19 protein-coding genes are annotated in these 17,080 nt (G+C 70.4%); 17 read left to right on the forward strand and 2 right to left on the reverse strand.

The features are described 5' to 3' along the window. Window positions 1-125: 125 nt before the first annotated feature. Window positions 126-908: a type I methionyl aminopeptidase gene (gene map, locus QCD68_RS04670; protein WP_301222198.1), complete on the reverse strand. Its 783-nt coding sequence runs from the start codon at window positions 906-908 to the stop codon at window positions 126-128. A 164-nt stretch (window positions 909-1,072) separates the two neighbouring features. On the opposite strand from map, the gene rplS reads away from it, so the two are divergent. The 9 genes from rplS (at window position 1,073) to QCD68_RS04715 (ending at window position 8,350) form a co-directional block, all read left to right on the forward strand. Next, the gene (rplS, locus tag QCD68_RS04675) at window positions 1,073-1,426 is read left to right on the forward strand and encodes a 50S ribosomal protein L19 (RefSeq protein WP_110826147.1); all 354 of its coding nucleotides are present in this window, start codon (window positions 1,073-1,075) and stop codon (window positions 1,424-1,426) included. Window positions 1,427-1,585: 159 nt separating this feature from the next. Then, entirely contained in the window at window positions 1,586-2,335 is a 750-nt protein-coding gene (lepB, locus tag QCD68_RS04680; RefSeq protein WP_221852354.1) for a signal peptidase I, read from the forward strand. After that, window positions 2,332-3,027, forward strand: coding sequence for a ribonuclease HII (locus QCD68_RS04685; RefSeq protein ID WP_301222199.1), 696 nt, complete (start codon window positions 2,332-2,334; stop codon window positions 3,025-3,027). The genes lepB and QCD68_RS04685 overlap by 4 nt, the downstream gene beginning before the upstream one ends. 96 nt (window positions 3,028-3,123) lie before the next feature. After that, window positions 3,124-3,447, forward strand: coding sequence for a DUF2469 family protein (locus tag QCD68_RS04690; RefSeq protein WP_110826150.1), 324 nt, complete (start codon window positions 3,124-3,126; stop codon window positions 3,445-3,447). A 78-nt stretch (window positions 3,448-3,525) separates the two neighbouring features. Next, window positions 3,526-3,876, forward strand: coding sequence for a histone-like nucleoid-structuring protein Lsr2 (locus tag QCD68_RS04695; protein ID WP_301222200.1), 351 nt, complete (start codon window positions 3,526-3,528; stop codon window positions 3,874-3,876). Window positions 3,877-4,061: 185 nt separating this feature from the next. Beyond that, window positions 4,062-4,466: a YraN family protein gene (locus QCD68_RS04700; RefSeq protein WP_111075583.1), complete on the forward strand. Its 405-nt coding sequence runs from the start codon at window positions 4,062-4,064 to the stop codon at window positions 4,464-4,466. Then, entirely contained in the window at window positions 4,463-5,986 is a 1,524-nt protein-coding gene (locus tag QCD68_RS04705; RefSeq protein WP_301222201.1) for a YifB family Mg chelatase-like AAA ATPase, read from the forward strand. Before QCD68_RS04700 ends, QCD68_RS04705 begins: the two co-directional genes overlap by 4 nt. Then, on the forward strand, window positions 5,983-7,344 hold the full coding sequence (gene dprA, locus QCD68_RS04710) for a DNA-processing protein DprA (RefSeq protein ID WP_301222202.1): 1,362 nt from the start codon (window positions 5,983-5,985) through the stop codon (window positions 7,342-7,344). Before QCD68_RS04705 ends, dprA begins: the two co-directional genes overlap by 4 nt. Before the next feature lie 16 nt (window positions 7,345-7,360). Then, a complete protein-coding gene (locus tag QCD68_RS04715) occupies window positions 7,361-8,350 on the forward strand; it encodes a tyrosine recombinase XerC (protein ID WP_301222203.1) in 990 nt (329 codons plus the stop codon). Here QCD68_RS04715 and QCD68_RS04720 read toward each other — a convergent pair. Further along, window positions 8,335-8,964: a M23 family metallopeptidase gene (locus tag QCD68_RS04720; RefSeq protein WP_301222204.1), complete on the reverse strand. Its 630-nt coding sequence runs from the start codon at window positions 8,962-8,964 to the stop codon at window positions 8,335-8,337. The genes QCD68_RS04715 and QCD68_RS04720 overlap by 16 nt on opposite strands. Window positions 8,965-9,357: 393 nt before the next feature. Between QCD68_RS04720 and QCD68_RS04725 the strand changes: the two genes are divergently transcribed. The 8 genes from QCD68_RS04725 (at window position 9,358) to QCD68_RS17480 (ending at window position 17,073) form a co-directional block, all read left to right on the forward strand. Next, entirely contained in the window at window positions 9,358-10,800 is a 1,443-nt protein-coding gene (locus QCD68_RS04725) for a sugar porter family MFS transporter (RefSeq protein ID WP_356840205.1), read from the forward strand. Window positions 10,801-11,071: 271 nt separating this feature from the next. Then, complete coding sequence (gene rpsB, locus QCD68_RS04730; protein ID WP_301222205.1) at window positions 11,072-11,998, forward strand: 30S ribosomal protein S2; 927 nt, start codon at window positions 11,072-11,074, stop codon at window positions 11,996-11,998. Between the two features lie 90 nt (window positions 11,999-12,088). Continuing rightward, window positions 12,089-12,916, forward strand: coding sequence for a translation elongation factor Ts (gene tsf / locus QCD68_RS04735; RefSeq protein WP_301222206.1), 828 nt, complete (start codon window positions 12,089-12,091; stop codon window positions 12,914-12,916). A gap of 105 nt (window positions 12,917-13,021) precedes the next feature. After that, on the forward strand, window positions 13,022-13,741 hold the full coding sequence (gene pyrH / locus QCD68_RS04740) for a UMP kinase (RefSeq protein ID WP_301222207.1): 720 nt from the start codon (window positions 13,022-13,024) through the stop codon (window positions 13,739-13,741). A gap of 54 nt (window positions 13,742-13,795) precedes the next feature. After that, entirely contained in the window at window positions 13,796-14,350 is a 555-nt protein-coding gene (gene frr, locus QCD68_RS04745) for a ribosome recycling factor (RefSeq protein WP_111043857.1), read from the forward strand. Window positions 14,351-14,400: 50 nt separating this feature from the next. After that, a complete protein-coding gene (locus tag QCD68_RS04750) occupies window positions 14,401-15,342 on the forward strand; it encodes a phosphatidate cytidylyltransferase (protein ID WP_301222208.1) in 942 nt (313 codons plus the stop codon). 103 nt (window positions 15,343-15,445) lie between these two features. Continuing rightward, complete coding sequence (locus QCD68_RS04755; RefSeq protein WP_301222209.1) at window positions 15,446-15,994, forward strand: DivIVA domain-containing protein; 549 nt, start codon at window positions 15,446-15,448, stop codon at window positions 15,992-15,994. Between the two features lie 431 nt (window positions 15,995-16,425). Next, window positions 16,426-17,073: a transglycosylase SLT domain-containing protein gene (locus QCD68_RS17480; RefSeq protein ID WP_441005169.1), complete on the forward strand. Its 648-nt coding sequence runs from the start codon at window positions 16,426-16,428 to the stop codon at window positions 17,071-17,073. Window positions 17,074-17,080 lie beyond the last annotated feature (7 nt).

Genomic DNA, 17,080 nt, shown 5'->3' on the forward strand with positions numbered 1-17,080 from the left:
CGGGCGGGCGGGGGGGGGGGCCCCCCCCCCCCCCCGCCGCCCGCCCCCCCCCCCCCCCGCCCGGGCCCCCCCCCCCCCGGGCGGGCCGGCCCCCCCCGTCCGTCGTGTGCGCGGCCGGGCCCGTGTCAGGCGTCGCGCTGTGCCCGGCGGAGGGTGAGGACCTCCGGGCCCTGCTCGGTCACCGCGACCGTGTGCTCGACGTGCGCCGCGCGCGAGCCGTCGACGCTGCGGAGGGTCCACCCGTCCTCGTCCTGGTAGAGCTCGTCCGTGCCCTGCATGAGCCACGGCTCGATCGCGACGACCAGTCCGGGGCGGAGCTTCAGGCCGCGGCCCGGGCGACCGTCGTTCGGGACGTGCGGGTCGCCGTGCATCGTGTGTCCGACGCCGTGTCCACCGAACTGCAGGTTCACGTCGTAGCCGGCGCCACGGGCCACCGAGCCGATCGCGGCCGAGACGTCACCGAGCTTGTTGCCGGGAGCCGCCTGGGCGATGCCCGAAGCCAGGCACTGCTCGACGGTCGCGATGAGTCGCTGGTCCTCGTCGCGCGGGGTGCCGACCTGGACCGTGACGGCGGAGTCCGCCACCCAGCCGTCGACGCTCGCGGCGAAGTCCAGGCTGACCAGGTCGCCGTCCTGCAGGACGAGGTCGTACGGCAGCCCGTGCAGCGCGGCGTCGTTCACCGAGGTGCAGAGGTTCTTGCCGAAGGGGGACTTCCCGAACGACGGGTGGTAGTCGACGTAGCAGCTCTCCGCCCCGCGCTCGGCGATCATGCGTGCGGCGACGCGGTCGAGGTCGAGCAGGTTCACGCCGACGTCGACGGTCTCGAGCAGGGCGTCCAGGACGTCAGCGACGAAACGGCCGGCGACACGCAGTCCGTCGAGTTCGGCGGGGGTGCGGAGTTCGATCATGGGACCATCCTGCCGGTTGGCCGCAGTGCACTTGTTGTGGCATGATGATCGATCGTGCCCTGGCTGGACTCTGCCACGGGGGAGTCGCCGACACCGGGCACGTCTCGTTCTTTCCGAATTCGATCCGCGGCGACCCGTGTGCGTCCGCAGGAAGTGACACCATCATGCAGCTCCTCGACCACGTGACCGCCGGTGCCCTGCGCACCGACCACCCTGACTTCCGCCCCGGCGACACCGTCAAGGTCCACGTCAACATCGTCGAAGGCACGCGCTCGCGTATCCAGGTCTTCCAGGGCGTCGTCATCGGCCGCCAGGGCCACGGCATCGGCGAGACCTTCACGGTCCGCAAGGTGAGCTTCCAGGTCGGTGTCGAGCGCATGTTCCCCGTGCACTCCCCGATCATCGACCACGTCGAGATCGTCACTCGCGGTGACGTCCGTCGCGCGAAGCTCTACTACCTCCGCGAACTCCGCGGCAAGGCAGCCCGTCGCAAGATCAAGGAGAAGCGCGACAACTGATCGCCTTCACAGGGAGCGCCGGGAAGCCGGTTCCTCTGCGAGCCCCTCGTCCATGTACGGTTGTGCATCGGCGGGGGGCTCGTCCGTTCCTGGAGCCCGTCGCCACCGGGGCAGGAGCATCTCGGAAGCACTTCCGGGAACAGGTCGACGAGAGCGGAAATGACGGACACGACAGAGGGTGAAGCCCGTCGGCCACGAACGGCGAAGAAGCCGCGCAACGGGGTCCTGACGTTCCTGCGCGACCTCGTCATCATCTTCATCGCGGCACTGCTGGTGTCGTTCCTGGTGAAGACGTTCCTGATCCGCTCGTTCTACATCCCGTCCGAGTCGATGCAGAACACCCTGCAGGTGAACGACCGCGTCATCGTCAACGAACTCGTCCCCGGCGCCGTCAAGCTCAAGCGCGGCGACGTCGTGGTCTTCAAGGACCCGGGCGGGTGGCTCACCGGTGAGACCCTGCCGAACGTCCAGCCGACGACGCCGATCGGCAAGGCCGCGGACTGGCTGCTCACCCAGGTCGGTCTCGGCACCGGCGACAGCGACGACCACCTGATCAAGCGCGTGATCGGCCTGCCGGGCGACAAGGTGAGCTGCTGCAACGACCTCGGACAGATGTCGGTCAACGGGGTCCCGCTGACCGAGCCGTACCTGAAGCTGCCCGCGGGTGACACCCGTGCGTCGCAGACACCGTTCTCCGTCACCGTGCCGAAGGGCACCATCTGGGTGATGGGTGACAACCGCGACAACTCGCGCGACTCCCGCTACAACGGTGACACCCCGTCGAAGGGCTTCGTGCCGCTGTCCGACGTCACCGGCCGGGCCTTCGTGATCTCGTGGCCGACCAACCGCTGGACCTGGCTCGACGACCACCCCGAGGTCTTCGCCGGGGTGGAGCAGCGGGACAAGTGACCCCGGTCCGGCCCTCACTGCGGCTCGAGAAGTCGCTGCTCGCCGCCGGGCGGGTCACCGTGATCGGCGTCGACGAGGTCGGGCGTGGCGCGATCGCCGGCCCGGTCGGGGTCGGGGTCGCCGCCGTCACCCTCGACGTCCGTCGGGTGCCGCCGGGCCTCGCCGACTCGAAGCTCCTCACCCAGGCGCGGCGGGAGGCACTGGTCCCCGTCGTGACGCGCTGGGCGCGCACCGCGGTGGGGATGGCGTCGGCGCAGGTCGTCGACGAACAGGGCATCGTCGTCGCGCTCGGACTGGCCGGGGCCCGGGCGATCGGGACACTCGTGCAGGACGGTGTCTCGCTCGAGGGCGCCGTGGTGGTGCTCGACGGCTCGTTCGACTGGCTCACCCGCGCGCTGCCGGCCGAACACCGGCCGCTCGACGTCCAGGTGCGGGTGAAGGCCGACCGGGACTGCGCGTCGGTCGCAGCGGCGTCGGTCGTCGCCAAGGTCGCTCGTGACGACCTGATGGTCGCCGCCCACGACGAGGCGCCGCACTACGCCTGGGCGTCGAACAAGGGCTACGGGTCGACGGCGCACTACGACGCGATCCGCATGGTCGGACCGCACGAGCTGCACCGGAAGACCTGGCTGCGCGCGGCGTCGAGTGTCGCGCTGGACGGGTTCGAGGAACTGGACGCCGTCGGCGGGTGAGTGCGGTCCTGCGCCGTTCTCGGCGGTTCTGCGCGGTCGGACGGTCAGGAGGCCGTGGTCGCTCTGGAGTGTCGGTCGCTCTAGACTGAGCGGGCCATGGATGACGAAGAATTCGACGACTACGACCGCGAGGTCGAACTGGCCCTGTACCGCGAGTACCGCGACGTCGTGGGGCAGTTCCGGTACGTGGTCGAGACCGAGCGGCGGTTCTACCTGGCGAACGAGGTCGAACTCGTGCGCCGGGACACCGAGCACGACTTCTACTTCGAATTGACGATGAACGACGTGTGGGTCTGGGACGTCTACCGTTCCGACCGCTTCGTGAAGTCGGTCCGGGTGCTCACGTTCAAGGACGTGAACGTCGAAGAACTCACCGCGCGTGAACTCGAACTGCCGAAGGAACTCGCGCTCGACGAATGAGGCGCGCCGTACAATTCGACCGTTCCGCATTGTGCTGCGATACTCTGAGTTGCAATAACGACTCTGAAGGAGTGCACGATGGCGCAGAAGGTCACTGTCCAGCTCGTCGACGATCTCGACGATTCGCCGATCGCCGCTGGCGATGGCCGAACGGTCGAGTTCGCGTTCGACGGTTCGTCGTACGAGATCGACCTGTCGAACGACAACGTCGACAAGTTCCGGGACGCGATCTCGGACTTCATCGCCGCAGCGCGCAAGACCGCCGGTCGTCGCACCGGTTCGACGGGCAAGAGCCCGTCCGCCCCGAAGCGGGGGAACTCCGAGGAACTCGGGAAGATCCGCGAGTGGGCCAAGGAGAACGGGTACGAGGTCTCTTCCCGCGGCCGTATCTCCACGCAGGTGCAGGAAGCGTACGCAGCCGCACACTGAGCATCCGACCGGCGCATCAGCGCTGATCACGGCACGAGCCGGACATTCCGTGAGGAATTGTCCGGCTTTTGTCATGTGCGGCAACATTTCCGGCCCTTTCCTGCACAGGACGGTCGTTCTGCCCGGTTGTCCCCAGATTGCGGGTACCGGCCCGGTCGTTTCGCTCGGTGATTCATCGTTGTTCCATGACGAATCGTGCAGACCGACCGGACGTCGGCGGCGCTCTTCCCCGACGTGATCCGCGCCGGACGACGGGCAATGTCGGAGAAGACCATGCCGTGGAATGGCTCGAGCGGCACGGCTTCTCGATCATCGACCGCAACTGGCGATGCGCCCGCGGGGAAGTCGACATCGTCGCGCGGGACGGCGACACGATCGTCTTCATCGAGGTGAAGACCCGTACCGGGCAGACGACCGGCCACCCGCTCGAAGCGGTGACGCCCCGGAAGCTCGCACGGATCCGGCAACTCGTCCCCGCCTGGTTCCATGCACACCGCGACCAGACGGCGCGGGCGATCCGGATCGACTGCATTGCGGTGACGATGATCGCGGACCACGTGGCGATCGAGCACGTCGAGGCGCTCGGGTGACCGACATCGGACGGACCTCGGCGGTGGCACTGGTCGGCGTGCAGGGCAGCCTCGTCGAGGTCGAGGCGCATCTCACCAGCCAGCTGCCCGCGTTCAGCATCATCGGGCTGCCGGACACCTCGCTCGGCGAAGCCCGCGAACGGGTCCGGTCCGCGGCGGCGATGGCGGACTGCCCGCTGCCCGCACGGCGGATCACGGTGAACCTCACCCCGGCGAGTGTCCCGAAGCGCGGCTCCGGCTTCGACCTGGCGATCGCGATGGCCGTGCTCGCCGCTGCCGGCACCGCACCCGGGGCCGACCGCAGGGTCGTCTACGTCGGGGAACTCGGGCTCGACGGGCGGGTCCGACCGGTGCCGGGGATCATCCCCGTGGTCCTGGCCGCGCGAGCCGCCGGGATCGGACGGGTCGTGCTGCCGGTGGGCAACCTCACCGAAGCGCGGGCGGTCCCGGGCATCGCACTCACCGCCGTGGACTCGCTCCGCTCCGCCGCGATCGACGCGGGGGCCGATCTCCCCGCGGGCTTCGCCGACCCGGTCCTGCCGCCGCCCGTGCCCGACGACACCCTGCCGTCGCTGGAGCTGGCGGACGTCGTCGGCAACGCGATCGGGGTGCGTGCGGTCATCGCCGCGGCGGCCGGCGGGCACCACGTGCTGTTGCTCGGACCACCGGGCGCCGGCAAGACGATGCTCGCCGAACGCCTGCCCGCACTGCTACCGGACCTCGACCCGGACGCCGCGCTCGAGGTCGCGGCCGTCCGCTCCGTCGCCGGTCACGGGGAGCGCTCGTGGACGCTCCGACCGCCGTGGGAGGCACCGCACCACTCCGCCTCCGCCGCGGCACTGATCGGCGGCGGGACCGGGCAGCTCCGACCGGGAGCGGTGTCACGGGCGACGCGCGGGGTGCTGTTCCTCGACGAGGCGACCGAGTTCCCGCGGGTGGTGCTCGACGCACTCCGGCAGCCCCTCGAAGCCGGCCGCATCACGGTCCACCGCGCCGGGGGATCAGCGGAGTTCCCGGCACGCTGTCAGCTCGTGCTGGCGGCGAACCCGTGCCCGTGCGGCAACGCCGGGTCCACCGGAGGCGCGGGGTGCTCGTGCGTCCCGAGTGCGGTCCGGCGGTACCTCGGTCGGCTGTCCGGACCACTGCTCGACCGCATCGACATCCGGGTCGCCGTCCCGCGGGTGACGACCGGCATGCTCCGGGCCGACGGCGGTGCGACGCCCACCACCGCCGCCGCGCGTCGGACGGTGCTCGAGGCTCGGCAGCGGATGAGTACACGCCTCCAGGGGACCGGGTGGAGCCGGAACGCCGAGGTGACCGGTTCGTGGTTGCGCGAGGAAGGACGTGCGGCCGACGGTGCGACGGACCTGCTCGACCGGGGCCTCGACCTCGGGACGCTGACCATGCGCGGGTGGGACCGGGTGATGCGACTGGCGTGGACGATGGCCGACCTCGACGGTGACGACCGACCGGAGCGGCGGCACGTCGAACGGGCGCTGGCGTTGCGGACCGCGCTGTGAGCGGCACCGGAGCCGGGTGGTCGCCGTCGCACCGAGGCGCTGTCCTTAGCCGGCTGCGTGACTCGGCGGTCCGTTCGACCGGCGGTGACGAGCACGACGAGGTCCTGGCCCGGGTGGCGTGGTCGACCGTCGTCGAGCCGGGGGACTCGGACGCGGGACACCTCGTCGCGCGCCTCGGAGCGTGGCGGTCGATCCGGGCCGTGCTCGATGCCCTCGATACCGGACCGCTCGAGGTGGCGGAGATGCTGGTCGGTGCGGGTGCGGGTGCGGGTGCGGGTGCGGGTGCGGGTGCGGGTGCGGGTGCGGGTGCGCGAGTACGGGGTTCGATGGGGGCTGCTGTTGATGCCTGCGACGAGGACGAGATCCGGCAGCGCCTGGTGGAGTCCGCCGCCACGGCACTCGTCCCGGCACTCGCGCGGTGGCGGCCCCGGCTGCTCCGGCTCGACGTCGACGCCGTGTTGTCGGCAGCGTCAGCCGTCGGGAGCGCCCTCGTCGTGCCCGGCGACCAGGACTGGCCCGCGGGCATCGACGACCTCGGCCCACACGCGCCGCTGGTCCTCTGGCGACGCGGCGCACCGTGCACCGCCGGAAGTCCGGCCGTCGCAGTCGTCGGTTCGCGGGCGAACACGGTCCTCGGTGCCGAGGCCGCCGCCGAGATCACCTCCGCCGCCGCCGATGCCGGCTGTGTCGTGGTCTCCGGGGGCGCGCACGGCATCGACGCCGTCGCGCACCGGGTCGCGATGGCCGCCGGCGCTCCGACGGTCGCCGTGCTCGCCGGCGGGGTCGACCAGCTCTACCCGGCCGCGAACACCGCGCTGCTGCACGCCGTGGCCGAGCACGGCGCCCTGCTCGCCGAGTGTCCACCGGGGACCCGACCGTCGCGCTGGCGGTTCCTCGCCCGGAACCGGCTGATCGCCGCCCTCGCGACCACGACCGTCATCGTCGAGGCCGGAGCCCGCTCCGGGGCACTCAACACCGCGAACCACGCCGGTCAGCTGGGACGGACGGTGTTCGCCGTCCCGGGGCCGTACTCGTCGTCGGCGTCGGTCGGCTGTCACCGGTTGATCGCGGACCGGCGGGCGGAGATCGTGGTGCAACCGCGCGACCCGGCCGAGACGGCAGTGCGACTGTGGGCGGGGGAGCGGATCGTCGCCGGGGCCGAGGTCCCGATCGCCGGCGCGCGGACCGACCCCGAGGTGCTCCGTGTCGTCGACGCCCTGGCCGCGCGGCGCCCGACCCCGCTCGACGAGGTCGCCCGGCGGTCCGGGCTCTCACTCGCCGACACCACCGATGCCCTGGCGCTGGCGGAACTGCAGGGGTTGGTCCAGCAGGGCCCCGGGGGATGGACGACCACGTGAGCCGTACCCTGGCGTCATGCACGACACCGAGGACGACCAGCAGCACGCGGGTGGGACGCTCACGGCCGTCGTCCGGGTGTTCCTCGACCACTGTCGGCACGGCCGCGGCCTCAGCGAACAGACCGTCCGGGCCTACCGTGCCGACCTCGAGGACCTCGTGGCGTTCGCCGCCGAGCGGCAGGTCCTCACGGCCGCGGGACTCACGCTCGAGGTGCTCCGCGACTGGCTCTGGGCGGCGACCGAACGCGGCCTCGCCCGGTCGACCATCGCCCGTCGCAGTGCGTCGGTCCGTGCCTTCACCCGGTGGGCGAGCGAGACCGGTGTGCTGGCCGTCGACCCGGGGGTGCGCCTCCGGGCTCCGAAGGGCGCCGCCCACCTACCCCGCGTCGTGGCGCAGGACCAGGTGCGCGCGATGCTCGACGGGCTCGCCGTCCGTGCCGCCGACGACGACCCGGCGGCGCTCCGCGACCGAGCGGTGGTCGAGCTGCTGTACGCCGCCGGCATCCGCGTGAGTGAACTCGTCGGACTCGACCTCGGTGACGTCGACCGGACCCGCCTGACCGTCCGCGTGCTCGGCAAGGGCGGCAAGGAGCGCGTGGTGCCGTTCGGCGTCCCGGCGCACGACGCTCTCGAGGCGTGGCTCGACCGTGGCCGGGCGGCGCTCGCCGCGGCGGCTGCAGCTGGGAGACCGGGAGCCGCCGCCGCTGTCACTGCCGCGCGTCCCGCCGGCGCGGCCCTGTTCCTCGGCGACCGCGGTGCCCGACTCGGCACCCGGAGCGCGTACCGCATCGTCGCCCGGCTGCTCGAGGCCCTGCCCGGCGAGGGCCCGAGTGGTCCGCACACCTTCCGGCACACCGCGGCGACGCACCTGCTCGACGGGGGAGCGGACCTCCGGGCGGTCCAGGAGCTGCTCGGGCACGCGAGCCTCGGCACGACGCAGATCTACACCCACGTGTCCTCCGCGCGCCTCCGCGAGGTCTACCGCACCGCTCACCCCCGGGCCTGAGCGTCCGGCAGCAGCACCGGCCAGGCGGGTCTCGGCAGGAGCGGCAACGGGTCCACGTACCGGCCGTCGACCCGGGCACCGAGGTGCACGCACGGCTCCGCCACCGGACAGTGACCGCTGCCGACCGTCCCGACCGGGTCGCCTCGTCGGACGAGCGTGCCCGCCGACACCGACGGCAGGACCGGATCGAGGGTGCTCACCAACCCGCCGCCGTGGTCGATCGTCACGACCGGACGGCCCCCGACCTGCCCGGCGAACGCGACGGTGCCGTCCGCCGGAGCCGTCACCGGCGTCCCGGGGCCGGCGGGCACGTCGAGCCCGCGGTGTCCCGGACCGTAGTCGGTCGCCGGTGCTTCCCACGGTCGGATGACGACGCGTGACGGCGTCGGCCACGACCACCGCGCTGGTGCCACGGTGGCGGTGACCTGGGCAGGAGCGGCGGCTGGGTCTGCCACCGCGCCGGACACGGGCAACGTGGTCACCGGCAGTTCCACGCCCGGCAGCGCCGTCAGCGGCAGTTCCACGAACAGCAGCGCCACGACCGGCAGCGCCACGACCGGCAGCGCCACGACCGGCAGCGCCAGGACCGGCAGCGCCCGGAGCGCCGTGAGCATCAGCCTCGCCCGGGCCGACGTCCGCCACGCCCGCCCGCGCCGTCGCCGAGGACGGACCGGCGTCCCGCTGCTCCGCATCCGCCTCGTCCGCATCCACATCGTCCGCATCCACCCGTGCCACATCCACCTGTTCGGCATCCCGACCTCCCAGGGCCCACGTTCCCGTGTCCGACGCAGCCGCGGGGCGGGCCGGAGCCGACCTGTGGGCGGTTCCCCGAGCCTCCCGTCCGGTGCAGGACAGGACCAGCTGGACCACACCTGATGTGCTGACCAGCCGCAGAAGGGGTACTGTCGGGGCCGCTCCGGACACCGCAACGCCGCTCGGACGGCGATCCAGCCGACCGCCGGGGCACCGTGCACCACCCGGCACGGCGGCGGGAATCCAGGAGCATCGTGTCGAACACGACCACCGGACACGGCGAAGACCGTGCGTTCAAGGGGAAGGTCACACTGTTCGCCATCGCGGCGGCAGTCGGTGGCTTCCTCTTCGGTTTCGACTCGTCCGTCATCAACGGCGCCGTCGAGGCCATCAAGGGCGAGTTCGACCTGTCCGAGGGCGCCAGCGGCTTCGCGGTCGCTTCGGCCCTCATCGGCTGTGCGTTCGGCGCCTACTTCGCCGGTCGTCTCGCGGACCGGTGGGGTCGCACCCGGGTGATGTTCTGGGCCGCCGTGCTGTTCTTCGTCTCGTCGATCGGTTCCGGCTTCGCGTTCGCCACGTGGGACTTCGTCCTCTGGCGCCTCATCGGTGGTCTCGGCATCGGCACCGCGTCGGTCATCGCCCCCGCGTACATCTCCGAGGTCTCCCCGAAGGCGATCCGTGGGCGGCTGGCCTCGTTCCAGCAGCTCGCGATCACGCTCGGTATCTTCGCCGCGCTGCTCTCCGACCAGTTCTTCGCCGTCACCGCGGGCAGCGCCTCGGCCGAGGTCGCCGGGCTGCCGGCCTGGCGCTGGATGTTCCTGGTCGGTGTGATCCCGTCGATCGTCTACGGCATCCTCGCGATCACCCTGCCGGAGTCGCCGCGCTACCTGCTCACCAAGGGCCGGAAGGACGACGCCCGCGACGTCATGACGAAGATCGTGCCGCGTGACACCGTGAACACGAGCCTGGAGGAGATCCAGGACGGCATCACCAAGGAAGCCAACGAGAAGAAGGGCTCGATCCGCGGCAACCGCTTCGGTCTGCAGCCCATCGTCTGGGTCGGCATCATCCTCGCCGTGCTGCAGCAGTTCGTCGGCATCAACGTGATCTTCTACTACTCGACCACCCTCTGGCAGGCCGTCGGGTTCAAGGAGAACGACTCGTTCCTCATCTCGACGATCACCTCGGTGGTCAACGTCGCGGTCACGTTCATCGCGATCTTCCTGGTGGACAAGGTCGGCCGCAAGCCGCTCCTGGTCGCCGGTTCCGCGGGCATGTTCGTCTCGTTGGCGATGGTCGCGATCGCGTTCTCGCAGTCCGTGATGGTCGACGGTGAGCCGAGCCTGCCGGGTGCCTGGGGCATCATCGCGCTGATCTTCGCGAACCTCTTCGTCGTGTCGTTCGGCGCCACGTGGGGTCCGCTCATGTGGGTGCTCCTCGGAGAGATGTTCCCGAACCGCATCCGCGCCACCGCGCTCGGCATCGGGTCGGCAGCCAACTGGATCGCCAACTTCATCGTCACGATCTCGTTCCCGGTGCTGTCCGGCTTCAACCTCACGGTGACGTACGGCATCTACGCCCTGTTCGCGTTGATCTCGTTCTTCTTCGTCATCGCGAAGATCCCCGAGACCAAGGGCCGCTCCCTCGAGGAGATGGGCATCAGCGCCGAGGGGGAGACCAGCGCCGCCAAGGCCTAGTCACCTCCGCAGTACCGGACGGGAGGCCCGGATCACCATCGCCGATCGGCGCACGTGATCCGGGCCGCTCTTCTGTTAGCATTTCTCCAGCAGCGCGCCGAGCGCGCTGACTTCGCGTGTCCACGCAGCACACACGGTCATCGGTCCCGCTCTCGCGAGCGGGCGGCTGTGTGTCGGGGCACCAGGGACCACGACCTCCGGTCGTGGTCGACACAACCGCACCAGGTGCACGGCCATGCCGTGCGCCGAGAACACAGAAGGAGGACGGCACATGGCCGTCGTCACCATCCGCCAGCTGCTCGACAGCGGCGTCCACTTCGGACACCAGACCCGTCGGTGGAACCCGAAGGTGAAGCGCTTCATCCTCGCCGAGCGCTCGGGCATCCACATCATCGACCTGCAGCAGTCGCTGGCCTTCATCGACCGCGCGTACGACTTCGTCAAGGAGACGGTCGCGCACGGTGGCACGATCCTCTTCGTGGGCACCAAGAAGCAGGCGCAGGGCTCCATCGCCGAGCAGGCGACCCGCGTCGGCCAGCCGTACGTCAACCAGCGTTGGCTCGGCGGTCTGCTCACGAACTTCCAGACGGTCTCCAAGCGCCTCGCGCGCATGAAGGAGCTCGAGGAGATCGACTTCGACGACACGACGAAGGGCTTCACCAAGAAGGAGCTCCTCATCAAGAAGCGCGAGCTGGACAAGCTCCACAAGACCCTCGGTGGTATCCGCAACCTCACGCGGACCCCGAGCGCGCTCTGGATCGTCGACACCAAGAAGGAGCACCTCGCCGTCGACGAGGCGCAGAAGCTCGGGATCCCGATCATCGGCATCCTCGACACCAACTGCGACCCGGACGAGATCACGTACCCGATCCCGGGCAACGACGACGCGATCCGCTCCGTCGGCCTCCTGACCCGCATCGTCGCCGACGCCGCGGCCGAGGGCCTCAAGACCCGCCACAACGGTGGCAACGACGACGAGCCGGCCGAGCCGCTCGCCGAGTGGGAGCAGGAGCTCCTCGGTGGCGACAGCGCGACTCCGGCCGCCGACGCCGCTCCGGAGGGCGCGACCGTCCAGGAGAACGACGCCGACGCGCAGGTCGCCGCGAAGGAGATCGGCGAGCCGATCGCCGACGCCGACAAGAACGCCGAGCCGACCGCCGAGGCCGAGAAGGCCGCGGAGACCACTCCCGCCGAGTGATCACCAGGGGCGTCGGACCGGCATCGGTCCGGCGCCCCTGCCTCGCTCCCCACTCTCCACACACGCACAGTCCAGAAAGGACGCCTGTCAATGGCAAACTTCACCGCACAGGACGTGAAGAAGCTCCGCGAGGACCTCGGGGCCGGCATGATGGACGCGAAGAACGCGCTCGTCGAAGCTGACGGCGACTACGACAAGGCCGTCGAGCTGCTCCGCATCAAGGGCGCGAAGGCCGTCGCCAAGCGCGACGACCGCGCGACCTCCGAGGGTGTCGTCGTCGCCTCCGCCGACAACGGCGCCGCGACCGTCGTCGAGCTCGCCAGCGAGACCGACTTCGTCGCCAAGAACGAGAAGTTCACGACCCTGGCCGACAAGGTGCTCGGTGCGGTCGCCGCAGCCGGTGCCACCGACGTCGCCTCCGCGAACGCCGCGCCGCTCGACGGCAAGACGGTGCTCGAGGTCATCAACGAGAACGCCGCCGCACTCGGCGAGAAGCTCGAGGTCCGCACGGTCCGCCGTGTCGAGGGCTCGGCCTTCGAGATCTACCTGCACAAGACCAGCCAGGACCTGCCGCCGCAGATCGCCGTCGTCGTCGCGTACCAGGGTGACAACGCCGCCGAGGCTCGTTCGATCGCGCAGCACGTCGCGTTCGCGAACCCGTCGTACCTGACGCGCGACGAGGTCCCGACCGAGGCCATCGAGAAGGAGCGCGCGACCGTCGAGGCGATCACGCGCGAAGAGGGCAAGCCGGAGGCTGCGCTCCCGAAGATCGTCGAAGGCCGCGTCAACGCCTTCATCAAGGGCATCTCGCTCCTCGACCAGGACTACGCGAAGGACAACAAGATCTCCGTCGCGAAGGCCGCCGAGAACGCCGGCATCACGATCCAGGGCTTCGCCCGCGTCAAGGTCGGCGCGTAACGAACCCATGACGGGGCCAGGAACCAACCGGTTCCTGGCCCCGTTGTCGTGCGCCCCCGCGCACCGAGTACATTTCCACGAGACCACGACGAAGGGTGCCCCGACATGACCGACGAGAAGACCGGACGCCGACGAGTCCTGCTGAAGCTCTCGGGAGAGGCGTTCGGCGCCGGTTCCCTGGGCGTCAACCCGGACGTCATCGGCACCATCGCCAAGCAGATCGCCGTAGCCGCCCACGAGGTGGAGGTCGCGATCGTCGTCGGCGGTGGCAACTTCTTCCGCGGCGCCGAGCTCTCGCAGCGCGGCATGGACCGCGGACGCGCCGACTACATGGGCATGCTCGGGACGGTCATGAACGCGCTCGCGCTGCAGGACTTCCTGGAGCAGGCCGGTGCCGCCACCCGCGTGCAGTCGGCGATCAGCATGACCCAGGTCGCCGAGCCGTACATCCCGCGGCGTGCCGAGCGTCACCTCGAGAAGGGCCGCGTCGTCATCTTCGGTGCGGGTGCCGGCCTGCCGTACTTCTCGACGGACACCGTCGCGGCGCAGCGCGCACTCGAGATCGGTGCGGACGAGGTGCTCGTCGCCAAGAACGGCGTCGACGGCGTCTACTCCGCGGACCCGAAGAAGGACCCGACCGCCGAGAAGCTGCACCACGTGACCTACCAGGACGCACTGCTCAAGGGCCTCAAGGTCGTCGACGCCACCGCGTTCTCGCTCTGCATGGACAACGGCATGCCGATGCACGTCTTCGGCATGGAGGGCGAGGGCAACGTCCGCGCCGCCATCCAGGGTGAGCGCATCGGCACCGTGGTCAGCAACTGACCGGCGCCTCGTCGCCGACTGACTAGACTCGACCCGTACCGAAGGAGAACCACCGTGATCAGTGACGTCATGACCGATGCGACCGAGAAGATGGCCAAGGCCGTCGACGTGGCGAAGGACGACTTCGGCACCGTGCGTACCGGCCGCATCAACGCCGCGCTCTTCCAGAAGATCCCGGTCGAGTACTATGGTTCGCCGACCCCCCTCGCGCAGCTCGCGTCCCTGCAGACGCCGGAAGCCCGCACGCTGATCGTGACGCCGTACGACAAGACGGCGCTCAAGGAGATCGAGCGTGCCATCGCGACCTTCCCGAACCTCGGCGCCAGCCCGACCAACGACGGCGAGATCGTCCGCGTGACGATCCCCGAACTGTCGGCCGAGCGCCGCAAGGAGTTCGTGAAGATCGTCAAGAGCAAGGGCGAAGACCACAAGGTGGTCCTGCGCAACATTCGCCGCAAGGCGAAGGACGACCTCGACGCGCTGAAGGGCGAGGTGTCCGACGACGACATCGCCCGCAGCGACAAGGAGCTCGACGCGCTCACCAAGAAGCACGTCGACCAGATCGACGAGGCGCTGAAGAAGAAGGAAGCCGAACTCCTCGAGGTCTGATGCGCCGTCCCGACCAGGGCGACGACCGCCCCACATCTGATGACCGCCGCATGTCGGGGTTCCGACAGGACTTCGATGCGCGGGCGAGGGCGGCCCGGAACGACTTCGAGGCGCAGATCCGGCAGCGCCGAGCAGAGTTCGGTGCCCGGAACGAGGCACTGACCGCACGGACGGGTCGCAACCTGCCGGCGGCCATCGCGATCGCCCTGGCGTTCGCGGTGGTCATGCTCGGCTCGCTGCTGCTGTACACGCCGTCGTTCATGATCGTGGCGGGGTTCCTGCTCGGGCTCGGCGTGTACGAGCTCGCGAGTGCGATGCGCTTCGCCGGCCGGGACGTCCCCCGGATCCCGAGTGTCGCGGTCGCGATCGCGACGGTGCCGGCCGCGTTCCTCGGCGGACAGATCTGGGCGCTGTTCACGTTGCTCGGCGGTGTCGTGTTCATCTCGCTCTGGCGTCTGGTCGAGGTCGCCGTGTCGCGCACGAAGCCGCCGGCGTCGAGCGTGGCGCGAGACCTGACGAACGGGCTGTTCGTCCAGGCCTACGTGACCCTCCTCGGCGCCTGCGTGGTGCTCCTGTCAGCACAGCCGCAGGGGCAGTTGTGGGTCGTCGGGTTCATCCTGGTGGTCGTCGCGGTGGACACCGGGGCCTACGCCACGGGGATCAACCTCGGCAAGCACCCGATGGCACCGAAGATCAGCCCGAAGAAGACCTGGGAGGGCTTCGGGGGCTCGGTCGGCGCGAGCATCATCGTCGGCGTCCTCGTCACCTGGCTGATGCTCGGTCTGCCCTGGTGGACCGGGATCATCCTCGGCGTGCTGATCTCCGGGTCGGCGACGCTCGGGGACCTCACCGAGTCGATGATCAAGCGCGACCTCGGCATCAAGGACATCTCGTCGTTCCTGCCCGGGCACGGGGGACTGCTCGACCGCATCGACAGCATCCTGCCGTCGGCCGCGATCGCCTACCTGATGTACCTCGTCGTCAACCACTGAGCCTGTTCGGCGGGTCGGGCCCGAGTGACCGGGCGCCGGGCGCTCAGGTGCCGGGCCCGCGCGTCCAGGTGGCGCACTGGTCGGAGCCTGGCACAATGGCGCCGTGCCATCGACGTTCCCGACTGCCCCCCGCTCGGTCCTCGGCTACGACTCCGACGAGGTCGATCGATTCCTCGAGGACGCTCGTCGCGCCTACACCGCGAACGACAGCGCCCCGGGGATCGAGGCCGCCAAGATCCGCGCGACCGCCTTCTCGATGAAGAAGGGCGGCTACTCCACGATCCACGTGGACGCCGCGCTCGAGCGTCTCGAGGACGCCTTCGCCGCACGCGAGCGCGAGCGCGAGATCGCCGACGTCGGACAGAAGGCCTGGTACGCGGAGGCCCGTGGCAAGGCCTCGGACGTCGTCGCGCGTCTCGGTCGTCCGGACGCCCAGCGGTTCCAGCGCGTCAGCTTCCTGACGACCGGGTACCACCCGAAGGACGTCGACGCGTTCTCCCGTCGACTGCACGGGTACTTCAAGGACGGCAAGCCGCTCAGCCTCACCGAGGTGCGCTCGGTGGTGTTCCGCCCGAAGCACGGCGGGTACCGCGAAGCGCAGGTGGACGCCCTGCTCGACGCCGTCATCGAGGTCATGCTCGCCGTCCGCTGAGGACCCGTACCGGGGCCGACCCGAGCCTCCCGTCCGGACGGACCGGACTCACCTGCCCCAGGTGCTTCGCTTTCCGTGATCGTTCCGTTATCCTGGTCAGACTCATGGGCAGGCACACGGCAGACCAGCGATCCGACCGCGCAACCCGCGCACTGGACGATCACCAGATCGTCAGTGAGCGCCGCGCGGCGAAGAACCGAACCGACTCGACGGAGACCACGGTCGTCCGTCCGGTGACTGCACCGCAGGCGGAGCAGCACGCGGCTCCCGTCATCGCGCCGGTGTCCGTCGCCGCGAACCGGGTCTCGGACGCCGCCGCGGCCCGCGCTGCGGTCGCGCCGACGGCGGAGTCGCCGCGTGTCGTCCGCGTCGCCCGCACCCGGGCGCTCGCTCCGGTCAAGCCGACGACCCCGCGGTCGTTCGGCGGCTTCGTGCGACAGCGCTCGACCATCCCCGTCCTCTCCTTCTTCGCCGTCTCGGCCTTCGTCGGCGGGTCGCTCTTCAACCCGATGCAGACGGACGCCGCCTCGGCAGCACCGGTGCTGGCCCCGGCGCCGATCTCGGTGCCGCAGCAGTTCTCGGCCCACGGCACCTACGGCGACTTCGACGCAGCCCGCGACGGCTTCGACGTCACGAAGCCCGCCCCGAAGCCCACGCCGACGCCGACCCCCACGGCGACGCCGGACGCCGACGCGACCGACACGGATGCAGCCGCGACGTCCACGGCCGCGCAGCAGCCCGTCGCGAGCACGCCGGTCGCGCCCGTCGCCACGCCGGACCCGGGCAGCGCCCAGGCCATCGGCCAGCAGATGGTCGCCGCCCGCGGCTGGGGCAACGACCAGTTCAGCTGCCTCGTCTCCCTGTGGAACAAGGAGTCCGGCTGGCGGGTCAACGCCTACAACCCGAGTGGTGCCTACGGCATCCCGCAGTCGCTGCCGGGCAGCAAGATGGCGTCCGCCGGTGCCGACTGGCAGACCAACCCCGCCACGCAGATCACCTGGGGCCTCAACTACATCACGGGTGTCTACGGCACCCCGTGTGGCGCCTGGGCCCACAGCGTCTCGTACAACTGGTACTGATCGGCGT

Origin of the sequence: Curtobacterium sp. PsM8, from assembly GCF_030433875.1 — a bacterium.
Lineage (GTDB): Bacteria > Actinomycetota > Actinomycetes > Actinomycetales > Microbacteriaceae > Curtobacterium.